The following is a 16,597-nucleotide window of genomic DNA, read 5'->3' as shown; positions in this document are numbered from 1 at the left end:
ATCGGCTCAGGTGGCCGCCACGTTCGCTGCTGCCGCCCCGCCCGGATCGACGTTGCGACGGATGCCCAGGCTGAGCACCGGCAGGAAATACATCCACTGGAAGATGAAGGATTCGATGTACGGGTTGGTGAACATCGCCATCGCGCTCGCGGTGAAGCCGCCGGCCATGTAGATGTCCTCCGGCCGCAACAGCTTCTCGGCGACCCGGCGGAACAGCAGAGCCCCGTACACGACGAACACGCTGGCATAGACCAGCGTCCCGATGAAGCCGACGCGAAGCAGCGAGGCGAGCGGAATGACCTCGTAGCGCCAGGGGAACAGGTCGCTGCGCAGATAGCGAACGCCGATGCCGTGGCCGACGCCCAGTCCCCAGCTTTCCTCGACGCCGTCCCATAGCGCGACCACCTGTTCGGTGCGGAGCGCGCCCCCGCCAGACTGGAGCTCGTCGATGAATTCCCCGATGACGACCTGGAGGTCGACGGTGTCCAGGGCGACGTCGATCAGGACCACCGCCAGCAGCGACAGAACGCCGAGCAGGACGGTCGGCCAGAACACGGACTCGCTGTTGCCGTCCTCGTCCGTCAGGCCGACGCGCGCGCGCAGCACCACGCCTGTCACGAAGCCGACCGGCACCGCGAGGATCAGCGCGGAGCGGCCCGAGGTCAGCGCGCAGACGACCAGCGCAAGCGGCAGCAGCATCCGCAGGAAGCGATTTCGCACCAGCGTCGGCTGCGCGAAAAATGCCCCCGACAGGAAAATGAGCGAGCCATAGACGAGGATGTTGGCACCCGAATATCCGCGCGCGACGTTGACGTTCACGTCCTCCGACAGGAACTGCACCGATTCCTTGCCGAAGGTCAGAAACGCATAGAAGAAGGCCGCCACCGAGAGCACTGCGACCCAGGTGAGGAGCACGAGCAGCCGGACAGGCCGGGTCGTTCCCATTTGCTGGAACATCGCGGTTCCGATCAGCAGCCAGATCAGCGGTGCGAGGATGTAGACGATCAGCGTCTGGTTGACCGCCTCACGCGGCGCGCCAGAGGAATAGCCGATCCATATGTAAAAGGCGGTCACGACGACGCCGCAGAAATACAGCATCAGCATGGTGTCGAGATATGCCGCCTTGCGAACGATCAGCAGCGACGCGATCGCCGTCAACAGCAGCAGCGCCGCGGTCGCCTCCTGAAAGGAGTGGGGTACGACCACACAAATGGCGAGCGTCGCGAAGATCAGCCAGCGGGTGATCCCGGACAGCAGGATCTCTCCGGCGGAACGGCCCATCACCGGCGGCTGGTACATCCCCGGGGTCAGTGCAGACGGCATGACGATCGCCTTGTCGCCCGCGCGTCGGACGGCAGCGCCGCGTGTCCGGTCCGCAGATCATCGCACAGCTTCACGCGCCGCCCTTCCCTTGTTCCGCGTCGATCCGGATCGCGGTGCGGTTCCGGTCAAGCGCGCTCGCAAGCGTGCGCGCCAGACGCGGGGTCGCGCCATATAGCATGGCAAAACCGTGCCAGGTGAAGCCCAATTCTTCCGGCGAGCGCCGCAGCACCGCGCGCGCGGAACGGGCCAGCGGTTCGGCGACATAGGTCGCCAGCGCGACCGCGAACGCGCCGGCCCGCGAGAAATGCTTGAAGGCGTAAATCAAATTGGCCTGGAGCGCATAGGACAGGCGGTGCGCCTTGACCTGTTCGGAGGTGCCGCCACGCTTGTGATAAACCTCGGGCTCGGCGAAATAATGGATGCGATGGCCCCGTGCGCGGATCCGCCGCGATAGATCGAGGTCTTCGAGGTACACGAAAAAGCGTTCGTCGAACCCGCCGATCGCGCGATAGATGTCCCGCCGGACCAGGTAGAACGCGCCGATGACATGGTCGACATCGCGGCTGCTGAGGTGATCGAAATCAGCCATGATGATTGGCGGGAACCACCGTCGCGCCAGCGCCGAGACATGGCTGAGACCCAGGCTGGCGCCGACGAAACTTCGCCAGGTCGGAAAGCGGCCGCAATGGCGCTGGACCGCCCCGGCTTCGTCGACCAGCCGCACGCCAAGCACGCCGATCTGCCCGCCATCGGCCTGTTCAAGACGGGCGACGCATTGATCGAGCGCACCCGGGTGAAGCTCCGTATCGGGGTTGAGCAACAGGATAAGGGGCGCGCTGCCGCGATCCGCCGCCAGGTTGCATGCCCGGCCGAAACCCAGATTGGCGCCCGCACGAATGACGACGAGGGGCAGGCCGGGCACGTCGACATCCGCCGATCCGTCGGTCGATCCGTTGTCGACGACATAGACGCAGCCGACACGGTCGCCGCCATGGGTGGCGATCGACGACAGGCAACGCGCCAGCAACGGCCCGGCGTTCCAGTTGACGATGACGATGTCGATGCACGCCCGCTCAGCCATGATCGAGCCCGGCATAGCCATATCGGGCGGCCACCGCGGCAACCCGGGCGCGGTCCTGAAGATGCGCGTTCCGGCCGAGCAGCGATTGCTTCAGGAACGGAAAGCCCATGTCGACCAGCGCGGTGGCCGAGGTCAGCGACGGATCGTTGACCGGCCCGCTGATCACCGGCGTGCCCGTTATCTTCCGCCACAGTCCCGTCGCCAGCCCCGGAACATCGGACCGCGAATCCGGATCGTACCACAGCGCCCCCACCGCCAGCGCCCGCGACGCGACCCGCGCCAGCCGCGTTTCCTGCAGCGTCACGACATCCTGCCAGCGGTCATAGGCGTGCGTCATGTCGATCACGGGCCGCAGTGCCGCGATCAGGTCGGGCGTCACCTGACGGAAGAACAGGGCATAGGACTGCACATGGTTTTCGGCATTCGCGCTGGCGAGAAAGCCGGTCAGCCGCCACGATGTCGTCGCGATCAACGCATCGACATCGCCCAACGGGCCGAGGACGGAATCGTTCTGAAGGTAAAGATGTGCACCCGGCGCGCCGTTCGCGACCGCGTGCAGCGCAATCGAATAGGCGGAGAAATCGAAGCCGCCGAGCGCCTTCCAGTAAAGCGCGTCGCACGTTTCGACGAGGCCATCGGGAATCTGGCCGGGATCGGGCGTCGCCACGACGACCATCAGCCTGCCCGACAGGCCCCGTACGAGGGCGAGCGTATGGCGTTGCGTCGCGCTGAGCGTGCCGTCGGGGGCGAACAGGAACAGGCAGTTCCAGCGATCCGCCGGACGCACGGGGACGACCGCGTGCCATTGCGGAAAGGCGCGCCGGCCGGCGAGCCGCCGTTTCAGCCTGGACAACCGCACCAGCAGCGACGGCGCGGAGGGCACGAAATCCCAGTTGCGGATCATCGACGCCATGCGGGTCAGCGTGATCCGAAGCCCGTTATCATCGTGCGGATCGTGCGCGCCACGATCAACAGGTCGATCCAGGGCGAGTAGTTCTTGATATAGTAGAAGTCGTAATGGAGCTTGGCCCGGACCTCGTCGACCTCGGCGACATGGCCCTGGCACACCTGTGCCCAGCCCGCGATTCCGGGGCGGACGACGTGGCGATAGCGGTAGAAGGGGATTTCACGCTCGTACCAGCGTGACAGCACCTCCGCTTCGGGGCGCGGCCCGATCCAGCTCATTTCACCGCGAAGGACATTGATGATCTGCGGCAGCTCGTCGATGCGGCTGTGGCGCAGGAAGCGCCCCACCGGCGTGACCCGGTCGTCGCCTTCGCGCGTGATCGCGGCCTCGAGCGTCGAGGGCTGGGTCTCCAGCACCCGCATCGTGCGGAATTTGTAGACGGTGAACGGCTCGCCCCGGTAGCCGATCCGCGTCTGGCGAAACAGCGCGGGCCCCGATGAGGTCAGCCGGATGATCAGCGCGACCAGCAGCAGCGGCACCAGCAGCACCACCCCGGCGATCAGCGCCATGATCCAGTCGACCGCGTGCTTGATCGACATGTAGGCCGACAGCGGCACCAGCGAACCGAAACTGTTTTCCGACAGATGCTCGAGCTCGACGCGCCCCGTCAGCGATTCCAGCAGGTGCTTGACGTGATAGACGGGTACGCCCGCGAGCGCGAAGTCGGCCAGCCGCCGGTCCCATTCGGTCGGCAGATCGACCCGCAGATCGGTGGCCACGGCATCCAGCTGACCGAAATCCGCATCCGGCGACGATAGCGGGACCCATGTGACGCCGGTCACATGGTTGATCAGCTTGACGTCGTCGAACGGCAGATAGCCGATCCGAAGCATCCGGAACCGTTCGGTATGCACCTGGAAAAACAGGAACCAGCCGACACTGACCGCGAAGGCGGAGATCAGCATGATGCGGTTATAGTCGAGCCGCCCGAGCAGGTAGATCATCGTCAGCGTGAAGAACGAGATCGTGAACGCCGGAAGGATATAGACGCTCTTCTCGACGCCCGGAAAAATCGTCACGTTTCGCAGGAGCCACGCGCCCGCGACAATCGCCAGCGTCGCCCCGATCAACGTCTGGTTGAGGATTTCGATCGTGTCGACTTCAAGGGTAAGGGCACGGATGACATAGGGCAGCAGCACCGCAGCGCACAGGCAGCCGATGACCTGAACGTCGAAACGGATCCATAGGGATCTTTTGGGCTGAACGGAGACCATCACACTCTCAAATTCGGCGCCGGGCCGGGTCGGAAGGCGCAACGCTGCGGGGATCGGCCCGCCACGGCGCGGCGTTAGGGCGAAATGGGGTCGCTGGGCAAGCCGCTGAATGCGCCGCGTCGCCCGTCCGCGTCGCTATTTCGGTCCGTTGGGGCTCGGCAGGGTGGCGGTGCGCCTCACGCTCAGCGTACCCTCGGTCGCGCGCGTCGAGGGCAGGTCGCTCGGCCCGATGCGGTTCTGGACGCGGCTTTCGATCCGCCCCAGCACCCGCTGGTTCAATCGCTCGCCCGCCTGTCGATACTGGCGGCGCGCCACGCGCTGCTGCGGATCGCTGACCCGCTGGCCCAGTCGCGGCGTAGGACGCACGCTCGGATCCGGGGCGGATACACGATCCAGATCCGCGACATTCTCATCGGTGATCAGGAGGGGACGTTCGGACCGCTCGACGGGTTTGGCCACACGCTCGCCGGGCTTGCGCAGTCGCTTTGCCTCGCCGGCGACGCCGGGCGACGGAAAAAGCGCGATCAGGGCCCACGCCAATGCCAGGGCCGACAACTTGTTCATGGCGACCCTCTGCCACGATTGTGTGCAGAAGCGAAGAGCCTATATGGACGTCCGATTAGTACAGGCCCCCGAAGAATGTTCCAGTTCCTGCTTGGCAAGCGCAAAGGCGTTCCTGACGCACGCGTTCCCGACGAAAGACGCTTCTACGCGATCGGCGACATCCACGGTCGTCACGACTGTCTGGTCACGTTGCTTGCGGCGATCGACGACGATGCCGCGCGCGCGGGCCAGCCCTATCAACTGATCTTTCTGGGCGATCTGATCGATCGCGGCCCGGACAGCGCGCGCGTGGTCGAACACCTGATGTCGATCGCGGAGGCCCGCCCCGACACCATCCTGTTGATGGGAAACCACGAGGAGGTGCTGCTGCTCGCCGCCTCGGGCAATCGCAACGCGCTGTCGTTGTTCAACCGGATCGGCGGGCGCGAGACGCTGCTCAGCTACGGGGTCAGCCAGGCCGAATATGACGAGGCCGATCTGTCCGAGCTTCAAAAGCTGATCATCCGCAATGTCCCGGAAGCGCACCTGACGTTCATGGCGCAATTCGCGCAGTCAGTGACGATCGGCGACTATCACTTCGTCCATGCCGGCGTTCGCCCCGGCATCCCGCTGGACGAACAGCGCGACAGCGACCGCCGCTGGATCCGCGAGGAGTTTACCCGCTTCACCGGCGATCACGGCGCGGTGATCGTGCATGGCCACACCGTCACGACCGAGGTCGAGATGCTACCCAACCGGATCGGCATCGATACCGGCGCCTATCAGAGCGGACGGCTCACCGCGCTGGGCCTGACGGGCAGCGAGCGGTGGATATTGCAAAGCTGATCGGTATCGCGACCGGCGGCGGCGGTCAGCGGCTCAGGCTGACATTGTCGATATAGCCTGCCGCCCCCCCGAGCGAGTCAGCGGCCTGCGCAACGACCTCGATCCACTGCGCCGGGCAATCGCGCGGAACGACCGCATCGAGCTTGAACGGCTGACCCTCGGGTCCGACACTCGGGAACGCCTGTCGGCCCAGTTCGCGGCGGCCATCGGCGCAGGCGAGCCTCAGGTACGGCAGATTGTCGCCGAGCCCCGCCGTATCGCTGGCCATCGCGCGGATCGAAACCGCACCCGGCGACAGCAGCAGCAGCTGACGCGCGGCGACGCCCCCCACGCCCATCGGCGTCTCGAAATACAGCGCTGGACCGTCAAAGGCGGGCCGTTGCTCGACGACGATTTCGCTTTCCGGTCCGCGCGACCAGTCAAAGGGGGTCGCGTCGGCCAGCGGCTGATCGAAGCTGCCGTTGCGCAGACCGCGACGGTCCGCACCGGGGCGATAGCTCTGGAACAGTGTCCACGCGCCGGCGACCTGGCCGCGTTCGACCATCCGCGTCGTCACGGTTGCCAGCGTCAGGTCGCTGACCGGCGCGCCGCGTTGCCGGAGCGCGCGATAGAGCTGGTTGATGCTGTCGAACGCGGTGCCGCTCTGGGCCAGTTGCTGGACGAACTGGGTCGACCAGGAGGGGCGACGCGCGAGGATGTCGGCAAGCGGTGCCCGGATCGCGGGATCATCGATCGCGCCGATCAGGATCGGGAACAGGATGCCCAGCGCATCGCGCGACGTGCGCATCGCGGTGTCATAACGGCGCAGCGCGCCCGGAATGTCATCGCGTGCGACCGCATCCTCGATCAGCCAGAGCTGAACCACGAGCTCGCGGCGCGAAAGCTGTTCGGAAAAGGCGATCTGCCGCCGGGCCAGCGCGGTCTGACCGCGCCGATCGTTTGCCAGGCCCAGCGCACCCGCCGCCACCGCTGACAGGGGCTCGCTTCGCAATGCCGACTGGGCCAGCCGGCGCGCGCGCGCGACGTCGCTGGCGGTCGCGGCCGCGGTCATGCTGCGAAGTGCAACCAGCCCCGCGGCCTCCGCATGTCCCGGCGCGATGCGCAGCGCCAGTTCGGGGTTTCGCTTCGCGACGACGGAGGCCAGGCTGTGCTGGCCCGCCAGAACCAGCAGGCCGAGCAGCAGGAGGACAAAGAGGATCGCGCGCCCGGTCGGCAGCTGGATGGCGCGTGACGGCATCAGCCGTTGCCGCCCCGGCCCTGCTCCGATCGGCCGTAACCATAGCCATAGTCATAGCCATAGCCGAAATGCGCCTTTTTCGGCTCGAATTTGGTCACGACCACGCCGATGATGCGCGCATTTGCGCTGGCGAGGCGGCTCAGTGCGGTGCGAACGATGCTGGCACGGATGCCGTGCGATTCGACGGCGTAGACGATGCCCTCCACGCGGCTGCCGATCAGCGGCGCATCGGCCAGGCCCATCACCGGGGGGGAATCGATCACGATATGGTCGAAATGCTTCGACAATTCCTCGATCAGCGAGGCCAGCCGGTTGCCGGTCAGCAGTTCGGCGGCATTGGGCGGGATCGGCCCGGCGGTCATCGCGACGAAGCCGAAATCGTTCACCGGCACGAGCAGACTGTCGATCACCGCGCCACCCGACAGGTAATTGCTCAGCCCGCGATCGTTCTGGGTACCGATCAGGTGGTGAACCGAGGGCGACCGCATGTCACCGTCGATCAGCACCACCTTGCGATCGGCGCGCGCCAGCATCGTCGCCAGCGCGAACGACGTGGTCGACTTGCCTTCGGCCGGCCGTGAGCTGGTGACTGCAAGCGATTGCGGCACGCCGTGATCGGTCGAGAACTGCAGGTTCGTCTGGACCGCAAGATAGGCGTCGACGATCGAAGACTTGCGATCGCGCAGCGCATCGATCGGCGAGTCCGACGACTTGGGCACGCTGCCGAGCAGCGGCAGGCCGAGCATGCGCTCGACCGCCCCCGGATCGGCGATCGCCTCGTCGCTCTGCTCAAGGATGAAGGCCGCAATGGCACCCAGCGACATGCCGACGAACAGCGCGAGAACCAGGTTGAGCACCAGGCGGGGGCTCGACGGTCGCGACGGCAGTTGTGCTTCGTCCACGACGGCGACGTTGTTGACGCCGACCCCGCCGGCGATGCCGATTTCCTTGTACCGCTGGAGCAGCGCATCATAAAGCTGACGATTGGTGTCAACTTCGCGCTGGAAGATGTTGTACTGGATGCTACGACGACGCTGGTCGAGGAAGCTTTCCTTCAACGCGTCGACGCGTTCGCGCAACGATTCCTCGCGGTTCACCGCGGCCTGATATTCGGCGGCAAGGCTGCTGCCGATGCGCTGCTCTTCACGCGCGATGCTCCGGTCGAGCTGCCGGATTTCGCCCGCCGCCGCGCGCAGCGGCGGATAATCGGGCTCAAACTGGACGAGCAGCTTCTCATATTCGGCGGCGCGCTCCGCCCGGCGTGCCCGCAGCGAATTGAGCGCGTTGTTGTCGAGCGCCTCCTCGACGTCACCCGACCGGCCGCGCGACGCCTTGTACTTGCCCTCGACCGCCAGCCGGTCCGCGGTGGCGGCGGACAACACGCCGTTCAGCGCGACAAGGTCATACGCAATCGTCGACTGTTCGGAGCCTTCCTTGCCCTGCGGCAGCGTGATGATCCGCTCGTTCGAGGCGTAATTCTGCAGCGACCGCTCCGACGCATCGAGGCGCGTGCGCAGCTGCGCCAGCCGGCTTTCCAGGAAGCGCCGGGCGTAGGAGGTCGCCTCGTAGCGCCGCTCCAGCGTCGCGCTGATGAAATTTTCCGACCAGGCATTGGCGACGCGCTGCGACAGGGCCGGATCGGGGCTGGTAAAGCTGATCTCGACCAGGCGCGACTGGCGCGCCGGCGTGATGCGGATGTTGTCGAGCAGGATTTCGCCCGCCTTCTTCACGCGCTTCGACCGGCTGACCGCCGACAGCCGCCGGTCGCTGCTGTCGGTGAACAACCCTTCGCTGTCGGCCTCGCCGAACATCTCGAAAAAGGCGACGTCGTCGACCAGACGCAGACGCGTCGCGACCTGCTCGGCCAGCGAGCGCGCACGCAACAGGCCATATTGCGTCTGATAGAATTCCTGGTCGGCGTCGGTCGCTTCCTGCTCGACACCCTGAATGTTCACGATCTTGCCCGATTCACGCGAAATCTCGATCGTATTGGTCGCGGTATATTGCGGCGTCATCAGCAGTGTGATGATCAGCCCCAGGACGAGGCACACGCCGATGATGCCCAGGATCACGCGACGCCAGCGCCACACGATCCGCCAATATTGGCGCAGCAACGGCGTCTGGGCCTCCGCCGTCATTTCGACCGGGACCAAGCCGACACTTCCCGAGCCAAGCCTGCGAACATTATTTGCTTTGTTCATGAACAGTGCTCGACTTCGTTATTGCAGCAGGACGATGAGGGGTGCCGAGATGATCGGCGAGAGCGCGACGAGATCGCGGAACAGCCGGCGCTCCGGCGAATCCCCCACGATGATCACGTCATTGGCGAAGATCGGCGGGTCCTTGTAAACCCCGCGGCGGATCGCCGCGATGTTGTACAGCCCGGCCATGCGCTGGTTGTCGACCGTGCGCAGCACCACCACGTCCTCGAGCTTGCCGAATTCCGACACGCCCTTGGCCGACGCGATCGCGCGCATCAAGGTCATCTGGTTGGTCACCGGATACAGCCCCGGCTCCGTCACCGACCCGTCGACCGTGACGACCTGGCTGACCGAATTGAGGATGTTGACGGTGACGACCGGGTCCTTGACGTAGCGGCGCAGCGCATTCTCGATATCGCGCGCAACCTCATATGCCGCCTTGCCCCGTACATCGATCGTGCCCGCCAGCGGCATCGAGATCCGCCCGCTCGCATCGATCTGGACCTCTAGGCTCAGGTCGGAAATGCCGTAGACGTCGATGCCGATCGTATCGAGCGGCCCCACCAGCGCCGGGCGGTCGGCGGCAACCAGGTCGCCGCGCGTCGGCTCCGGCAGCGCCTCGGTTTCGACCACCGTCAGCCCGGGGCGCGAAACCAGACGCTCCCTCGAGCAGCCCGAAACGAGCAGCGCGACCGCAAGAACAGATAAAATTAACCGCATATCGTCAAGTAATCCGCCAAAAATCCCGCGAGCTATAGTCAGCCGGCATGGACAGGTAAAGCATTGTCGGTCCGCGTCCGCCGTGCCGTCACGGCGGTCACGCCAGGAACCGGCAGCAGCATCCAGATCGCACCGACCGCGGTCACCACCATGATGATCGGTGTCCGTGCCGGATAATCGACCGCGCTGGCCAGCAGCACCATCAGCAGTATCGCCGATCCCGCGCGCGCCGGGCGGATGAACGCGGTGTCGGGCGCCATGCGCCAGACCCGGATCGAGCGGATCAGCCACCAGGCGATGAACGCCACGATCATCGCCACCCCCGGCACGCCGGCCTCGATCAGGACCTGAAGATAGTCATTGTGCGCTTCGTTCAGATAGCTCGTCGAAAGCAGGTCGAAAGGCTCATAATGCCGATAGAGCGGCTCGAAAGCGCCCAGCCCCGCCCCGAACGGCGCATAGTCCCGGGCGATTTCAAGCAACGTCGGCCAGGCGCGCAGGCGCAGGTCGTCGTCGACCGACAATGCAAACAGCCGCTGCACCGATGCCGCGCGACCGATGGTCAATGCGAGCGCGACGATCGCCACCGCGCCGAGCGCCACCCCGCCGGCGACCAGGCGCCGGGTGCGCCTGCGCATCCCGCGAAGAAGCGTCCCGAGGCGCGGCAGCACCAGCACGATCGCGGCCAACAGGCCGATCGTGCTGACGACCAGCCCCGCGCGCGACCCGGTCACGGGCACCATGACGATCAGAAATGCCGCCGCACCCGCACCCAGCAGCGCGCGCAGCCGCGTGCGATCCGCCGCCATGCCACGCGGCGTCGCCCACAGCGCCACCAGCGGCAGGCCGCAGCCGAGCAGCAGCGCCTGATGATTGCGGTTCGCGAGCAGGCCGACCGCAGCCTCGCGATTCGTCACGGCATACCAGCGCAGCGGCGAATCTTCGCCGCTCGACACCTGCGCAAGCCCGAGCACCGCGCTGGCAAGCACCAGGAACATGACCGGGGTGACGAGGTTGGCGATCCGCTGGCGTGACAGGAACTGCAGGCCGATCAGCGTCGCCGCCGCCGGCAGCAGCGCGAACAAGGCGTTGGCCGCGCGGTCGGGCGACAGGGCGAAGGGGCGCCAGGGCTGATCGAACTGCGCGACCGTCGCCGCCTGCTCGACGAGGTCGCGACCCGGCAGCGCGGTCCAGACCATTGGCGGAAGCGGCACGAGCTGCGCGACGATCAGCGCGGCAATCAGCGCCAGGAACATCGCGGGCAGGCGGGACAAGCCGGGGCGCGCCGGCGGGATCAGCAGCACGAACAGGCCGATGACGACCACGCTGACGCAACGTACCACGGGCTGGGCGAGCGAATCCGCCCGCGATGCGCCGCCCAGCAGCGCAATGACCAGCAGGAAGCTCCAGAAAAGCCAGGTTTCGGTGCCGATCCGCCCCCCGCGAACGGCGTTTTCGTCAATCTCCGCCAGCTCTACCGTCAACACCCTGATCCAGTCTTCTGCCGTGCGCGCCGGCACCCTGTCACGTGCCATATCCGCGTCCGGGCGGGGGACTCAAATGAAAATCGCGCGGCGAGCGATGCGATGCAGTCCACTGCGCGAACCGGGAAACCGGGCCGCGCGATCGCGGCGCGCACACAAATAAAAAGGGCGCTCCTTCCAGCGAAGGAGCGCCCTTTTCTATTCCGAGAGCCGAGGCTTACGGGCTGGTCGCTTCATCATCGTCGGCGATGATGATGATGCCGGCGATCACGGCAGCCGCCGCGACGACGCCGATGATGATCCCGCTGCTGCCTTCAGCCTTTTCCTTCTCAGCAACCACCTTGCCGGCGCGAACCGACGGCGCAAGCGACAGCTTGCTGGCGTCAGCGGCCGAGGCGATCGCCGGAACGCTGACCAGCGACATCGCTACCGCGGTAGCCATCGCCTTCTTCAACATGTTCATTTCCGACACTCCCTTCGCAATATACTCGTACTCGTGCGGTGCTATTGCACGAGGCTTACACGCATTCAACCCGTTTCCGTTCCCGATCGGCGGGCGCGGAACCAATCTCACGCGGGATGCAGCAAAAATGCAACGCAGTCGCCGCATTTTCCCGGGCCGTCGCCGCGCCTCGCAAGAGACCCGGCCCCGACCCGGACTGCTTCCCGTCCTTCGCTAACTTACAGTCATTAATCAAGTGTCACCTGTCGAACGCTTTCATTTTGGCGTCGAGCTGGCGCCTGCGGTCAACGAGTTGAGCGCGTAAGTCGTCCGGCGGCATGGCATCTTCGCGATTGGCGGCGATCGCGGCCGAAATCGCGTCGGCATCGCGCGCGCGCGTCCGCCAGCCGGGATGTGTACCGTCGCCGATCAATGGCGCCGCCGCCCTTCCGGCCCGGCGCCAGAATGCTGCAGCCGCGAACACATCATAGCCGGCCCGTGCGCTGAGGACGATGCCGAGCCGGTCGGCATCCGCCTCGGCGGCGCGAAGGATCGCGCCGTTTCGTCCAAATCCGGCGAACAGGCCTTTATCCACGCGCGCACGCGCGAAGCGCTCGCGGTGGCCCAGCATGATATGCGCCAGCTCGTGCCCGATCAGAAAGGCCAGTTCGTCGTCATTGGCGACCCGGTCGAGCAGTCCGGTCGAAACGCTGATCGTCCGCGCGTCCGCCGACGCTTCCGATCGGGGATCGGGCAGCAGCTGGACGAACGCCGCGCAGACCGGCCGGGGGTCGAGCGCGATGTCGACCTCGCCGGCGCCGCGCACGACCCTTAGCTTGACCGGACGTGCACGCGCGGCTGCCTCGCCCGACGCGCGGTCGAGCAGCGCCAGGGCAGCTTCCACGCCGTCAAAGGTTGCCTGCGCAGCCGGCAGCTTGCGCGGCAGCGGTTCGCCGTCGATCGCGACGATCCCGTCGCCGGGCCGCAGCCCGGCCCGGTCGCCCGGCCCGTCAGGCACCACCACGCTCACCGCGACCGGCGCCGCCAGCCCGAACAGTTCACCGGCCACCGACCGCACCTCGGGCGCGAATTGCGCGGCATCATAGAGCATGATGCCAAGCTCGGGCCGGGTTTCGGGGCAAAGGGCGACGTTGGCCGCCTTCAGCTGCCACCCGATACGCGCCACGCGCGCGTCGGCCGCCTGAAGCAGGCGCAGCTGGGCCGCAAGCCCGTCGTCTGTCGCCGCGCGGGCCCGCGGATGTCCCGGCGACAGGATCGCGACAACGGCCAATGCCGCCGCAATCGGGAGGGTCGGGCCACCCCCGCCGCGGCCGCCGCGCCGACGGCGTTGACCGCGCTCGCGGGAAAAACCCCGGAACGGATTGAATACGGTCGTCGCAACGACGCGGCGGACCGTCTTGACGTTAACCAGATATTTACCTGCGATCACCATCGCTTGGCCCCAAGTCCGATCCCATTGTTGCACCCGCGACAACACGGCAGAAAAATAGGGCTAGTCGCTTGCCATCGATTCCACGCTCGGTTAAGTCGTGCACGATTTGTGATCAAACGGGGGGGCACGCCGAGCATTTGCGGGACTATCCAACCGTTCGTCGGTCCGCAAGGCGCGGACGGTGCGGCGAACTGTTTTCACGTTTTTGAATTTTGGTTTCGCGCGGCCCCGCCGCGACAAGCATCCTGAAGGGAGTAGTTAAATGGCGACGTTTATCGGAACGGCAGGCGACGACAATATTGTCGGCACCGCCGAGAACAACACGATCATCGGCAATGCGGGCAACGACACGCTCGACGGTGCGGCGGGTGATGACAGCATCGACGGTGGTGCAGGCACCGACACGCTCATCGGCGGAACCGGCAACGACACCCTGAACGGTGGCGCGGACAACGACACGTACACGGTTGCCGACGCCGGCGACGTGATCGTGGAAAGCTCGACGGGCGGCGCGAACGACGTGGTCAACGCCAGCGTGTCGTATGTGCTGAACTCGGGTGCGTGGGTCGAAACGCTGAACCTGACCGGCACCGGCAACAACTTCATCATCGGCAACCAGTTCGCGCAGACGCTGAATGGCAACGCGGGCAACAACGTGCTCGACGGCGGCCGCAACACCGCGCAGCCGACGCTCGGCGACACGCTGGTCGGCGGTGCTGGCGACGACGTCTACGCCATCCGCAACCCGGGTGACGTGGTGACCGAACTTGCGGGTGGCGGCACCGACATCGTGTACATCGACGCCGACGCGCTGCAGGCGGCGGGCCAGGCGATCGCGACCTACGCGCTCACCGCAGGCACTGCGGTCGAGACGCTCTCGGCTGCCAATCAGTCGGGCACGCAGGCGCTCGTCCTGACCGGCAACGCGCTCGACCAGACGGTCGTCGGCAACTTCGGTGCCAACACGCTCAGCGGCGGTGGCGGCAACGACACCCTGATCGGCCTCGGCGGCAACGACACCTATGTCCTGGGCGCGGGCACGATCACCTTTGTCGAGGCGGCTGACGGCGGCACCGACACGATCACCTTCGCGGCGGGTGCGGCGGCGACGTTCACCCTGAATGCGGATGCCTCGATCGAAGTCATCACCGCCAGCAACGGCGTGAACGTGATCACCGGCAACAACCTGTCGCAGCGCATCAACGGTGCCGCGGGTGCGGTCGGCGTCGCCGAAACGCTGAGCGGCGGTACGGCGGGCGCGGACACGCTGGCGGGTGCCGGCGGTGGCGACACCTACCTGGTCAACTCGACCGATGACGTGATCATCGAAACCGGCTTCGAGGCCGACGGTGTCACCGCGACGGCCGATGTCGTCCAGTTCACCGCGACCACGGGCGGTTACGCTCTGGCCGAAGGCGTCAATGTCGACAGCCTGACCGCGACCGCGGCGACCGGCAACGTCGTTCTGGTCGGCAACGCGCTGACCCAGACGCTCACCGGCAACGCCGGCAACAACGTCCTGAACGGCGGCACGTCGGCGACGGGTACCGGGGACACGCTGGTCGGCGGCGCGGGCAACGACACCTATCGCGTCTACACCGCGCTGGACGTCGTCACCGAAGCAGTCGGTGAAGGCACGGACTCGGTGTTCACCAGCGCGTCCTACACGCTGAGCGCCAATGTCGAGAACCTCTCGGCGGCGGACCAGAGTGCGACCACCGGTGAATATGTCCTGACCGGCAACGACCTCGCCAACCAGATTGTCGGCAACTTCGCCAACAACACGCTGGTCGGTGGCCTCGGCGTCGACACCCTGACCGGCCTGGGCGGCAACGACGCCTATGTCGTGAACGGCGCTGACGTGATCAGCGAAGCCGTCGGCGGCGGCACGGACTCGATCACCTTCGCGACCGAAGCCGGCTTCGTGGCCTACACCCTCACCGCGGGTGCGGAAGTCGAAACCATCACCCTCGGCGGCAACGTCGTCTCGGTGACCGGCAATGCGCTGGCGCAGCGCATCAACGGCGCGACCGGCAACGTCGCCGAGACGCTGATCGGTGGCGGCGGTGCCGACACGCTGGCGGGTGGCGCGGGCAATGACGCCTACACCGTCGACAGCACCGACGATGTCATCATCGAAACCGGCCTCGCCGCTGACGGTGTGACGGCGACGACCGACACGGTCACCTTCACGGCGACCACCGGCGGCTATGCGCTCGCCGACGGCGTGGCCATCGACTCGCTGACCGCCACGGGCACCGGCAACGTCTTCCTGGTCGGTAACAGCGGTGCGCAGACGCTCACCGGCAACTCGGGGAACAACATCCTCAACGGTGCCGGCGTGGCTGGCGGCGGCGGCGACACCCTCGTCGGTGGCGCGGGCGACGACATCTACCGCGTCTTCTCGTCGTCGGACGTCGTGACCGAACTGGCGAACGAAGGTAACGACACCGTGTTCGCGAGCGTCAACTACACGCTCGGTACCAATGTCGAGAGCCTGGTTGCGGCAGACGCCACCGCGGTCGACAACCTGGTGCTCCAGGGCAACGCGGCCAACAACACGATCGCGGGCAACTTTGGCCGCAACGTGCTGTCGGGTGGTGACGGTATCGACAACCTGTTCGGCCTGAGCGGTGCGGATACCTTCCACTTCGCCAACACCGGTGTGGGCAATGCCGACAACGTGCTCGACTTCAGCTCGGCGGAAGGCGATCGCATCTCGCTCGACCAGGGTGTGTTCGCCTTTGGCGGCCCGACCCTGACCGCGGCGCAGTTCGTGATCGGTGTCAGCGCCACGGCGGCTTCGGCGCAGATCCTGTACGATCAGGCGACCGGTCGCCTGTTCTACGACGCGGACGGCACCGGTGCCGGCGCGGCGGTGATCTTCGCCACGCTGGTTCCCGGCACGGCGCTGACCAACAACGACATCGTGATCACGGCGACGGGCACCATTCCGACCCCGTAATCGCAATATCGCGAACCAAGGATCAGGGGGTCTCCACCGCGGTGGAGGCCCCCTTTTCTTTTGGATGGAGCGGGAAAATGCGCGCGGCGGCTCATGCGCGCGTGTGCGGCGGCGAAGTGAA

At 66.3% G+C, this 16,597-nt stretch carries 13 protein-coding genes; 2 read left to right on the top strand and 11 right to left on the bottom strand.

What is annotated here, in order from left to right; genetic code table 11:
• Positions 1–6: 6 nt before the first annotated feature.
• From GO308_RS01930 to GO308_RS01910, 5 genes are all read right to left on the bottom strand, one after another.
• Positions 7–1,323: a hypothetical protein gene (locus GO308_RS01930; protein ID WP_156454240.1), complete on the bottom strand. Its 1,317-nt coding sequence runs from the start codon at positions 1,321–1,323 to the stop codon at positions 7–9.
• 70 nt (positions 1,324–1,393) lie between these two features.
• On the bottom strand, positions 1,394–2,425 hold the full coding sequence (locus GO308_RS01925; RefSeq protein WP_240883647.1) for a glycosyltransferase family 2 protein: 1,032 nt from the start codon (positions 2,423–2,425) through the stop codon (positions 1,394–1,396).
• Positions 2,397–3,317: a hypothetical protein gene (locus GO308_RS01920; protein ID WP_066673089.1), complete on the bottom strand. Its 921-nt coding sequence runs from the start codon at positions 3,315–3,317 to the stop codon at positions 2,397–2,399. The genes GO308_RS01925 and GO308_RS01920 overlap by 29 nt, the downstream gene beginning before the upstream one ends.
• A gap of 5 nt (positions 3,318–3,322) precedes the next feature.
• Positions 3,323–4,585, bottom strand: coding sequence for a sugar transferase (locus GO308_RS01915; RefSeq protein WP_066549134.1), 1,263 nt, complete (start codon positions 4,583–4,585; stop codon positions 3,323–3,325).
• A 135-nt stretch (positions 4,586–4,720) separates the two neighbouring features.
• Positions 4,721–5,149 (bottom strand): hypothetical protein, encoded by a 429-nt coding sequence (locus tag GO308_RS01910; protein ID WP_066549133.1) that lies wholly within the window; start codon positions 5,147–5,149, stop codon positions 4,721–4,723.
• Between the two features lie 75 nt (positions 5,150–5,224).
• On the opposite strand from GO308_RS01910, the gene GO308_RS01905 reads away from it, so the two are divergent.
• Positions 5,225–5,974 (top strand): metallophosphoesterase family protein, encoded by a 750-nt coding sequence (locus GO308_RS01905; RefSeq protein ID WP_240883646.1) that lies wholly within the window; start codon positions 5,225–5,227, stop codon positions 5,972–5,974.
• A gap of 25 nt (positions 5,975–5,999) precedes the next feature.
• Here the strand turns inward: GO308_RS01905 and GO308_RS01900 are convergent, their stop codons facing one another.
• The 6 genes from GO308_RS01900 to GO308_RS01875 all read right to left on the bottom strand — a co-directional run bounded on the left by GO308_RS01900 (position 6,000) and on the right by GO308_RS01875 (position 13,349).
• Positions 6,000–7,211 carry a hypothetical protein gene (locus GO308_RS01900; protein ID WP_240883645.1) on the bottom strand — a complete coding sequence of 404 codons (1,212 nt, stop codon included), beginning with the start codon at positions 7,209–7,211 and terminating at the stop codon, positions 6,000–6,002.
• Complete coding sequence (locus GO308_RS01895; RefSeq protein ID WP_240883644.1) at positions 7,211–9,349, bottom strand: polysaccharide biosynthesis tyrosine autokinase; 2,139 nt, start codon at positions 9,347–9,349, stop codon at positions 7,211–7,213. The genes GO308_RS01900 and GO308_RS01895 overlap by 1 nt, the downstream gene beginning before the upstream one ends.
• Positions 9,350–9,430: 81 nt before the next feature.
• Complete coding sequence (locus GO308_RS01890; RefSeq protein ID WP_231726097.1) at positions 9,431–10,045, bottom strand: polysaccharide biosynthesis/export family protein; 615 nt, start codon at positions 10,043–10,045, stop codon at positions 9,431–9,433.
• Between the two features lie 125 nt (positions 10,046–10,170).
• The gene (locus tag GO308_RS01885; RefSeq protein ID WP_240883643.1) at positions 10,171–11,667 is read right to left on the bottom strand and encodes an O-antigen ligase family protein; all 1,497 of its coding nucleotides are present in this window, start codon (positions 11,665–11,667) and stop codon (positions 10,171–10,173) included.
• Between the two features lie 166 nt (positions 11,668–11,833).
• Positions 11,834–12,073 carry a hypothetical protein gene (locus GO308_RS01880; protein WP_066480638.1) on the bottom strand — a complete coding sequence of 80 codons (240 nt, stop codon included), beginning with the start codon at positions 12,071–12,073 and terminating at the stop codon, positions 11,834–11,836.
• A 244-nt stretch (positions 12,074–12,317) separates the two neighbouring features.
• Complete coding sequence (locus GO308_RS01875) at positions 12,318–13,349, bottom strand: M48 family metalloprotease (protein ID WP_240883642.1); 1,032 nt, start codon at positions 13,347–13,349, stop codon at positions 12,318–12,320.
• Between the two features lie 424 nt (positions 13,350–13,773).
• Here GO308_RS01875 and GO308_RS01870 point away from each other — a divergent pair, with 424 nt between their 5' ends.
• Entirely contained in the window at positions 13,774–16,476 is a 2,703-nt protein-coding gene (locus GO308_RS01870) for a hypothetical protein (protein WP_240883641.1), read from the top strand.
• The last annotated feature ends 121 nt before the right edge of the window (positions 16,477–16,597 follow it).

Origin of the sequence: Sphingomonas sp. SFZ2018-12, from assembly GCF_022496715.1 — a bacterium.
In the GTDB taxonomy this organism is placed as follows: domain Bacteria; phylum Pseudomonadota; class Alphaproteobacteria; order Sphingomonadales; family Sphingomonadaceae; genus Sphingomonas.
The sequence above is the reverse complement of the archived record's forward strand: the minus strand, read 5'-3'. Positions and strand labels throughout refer to the sequence as shown.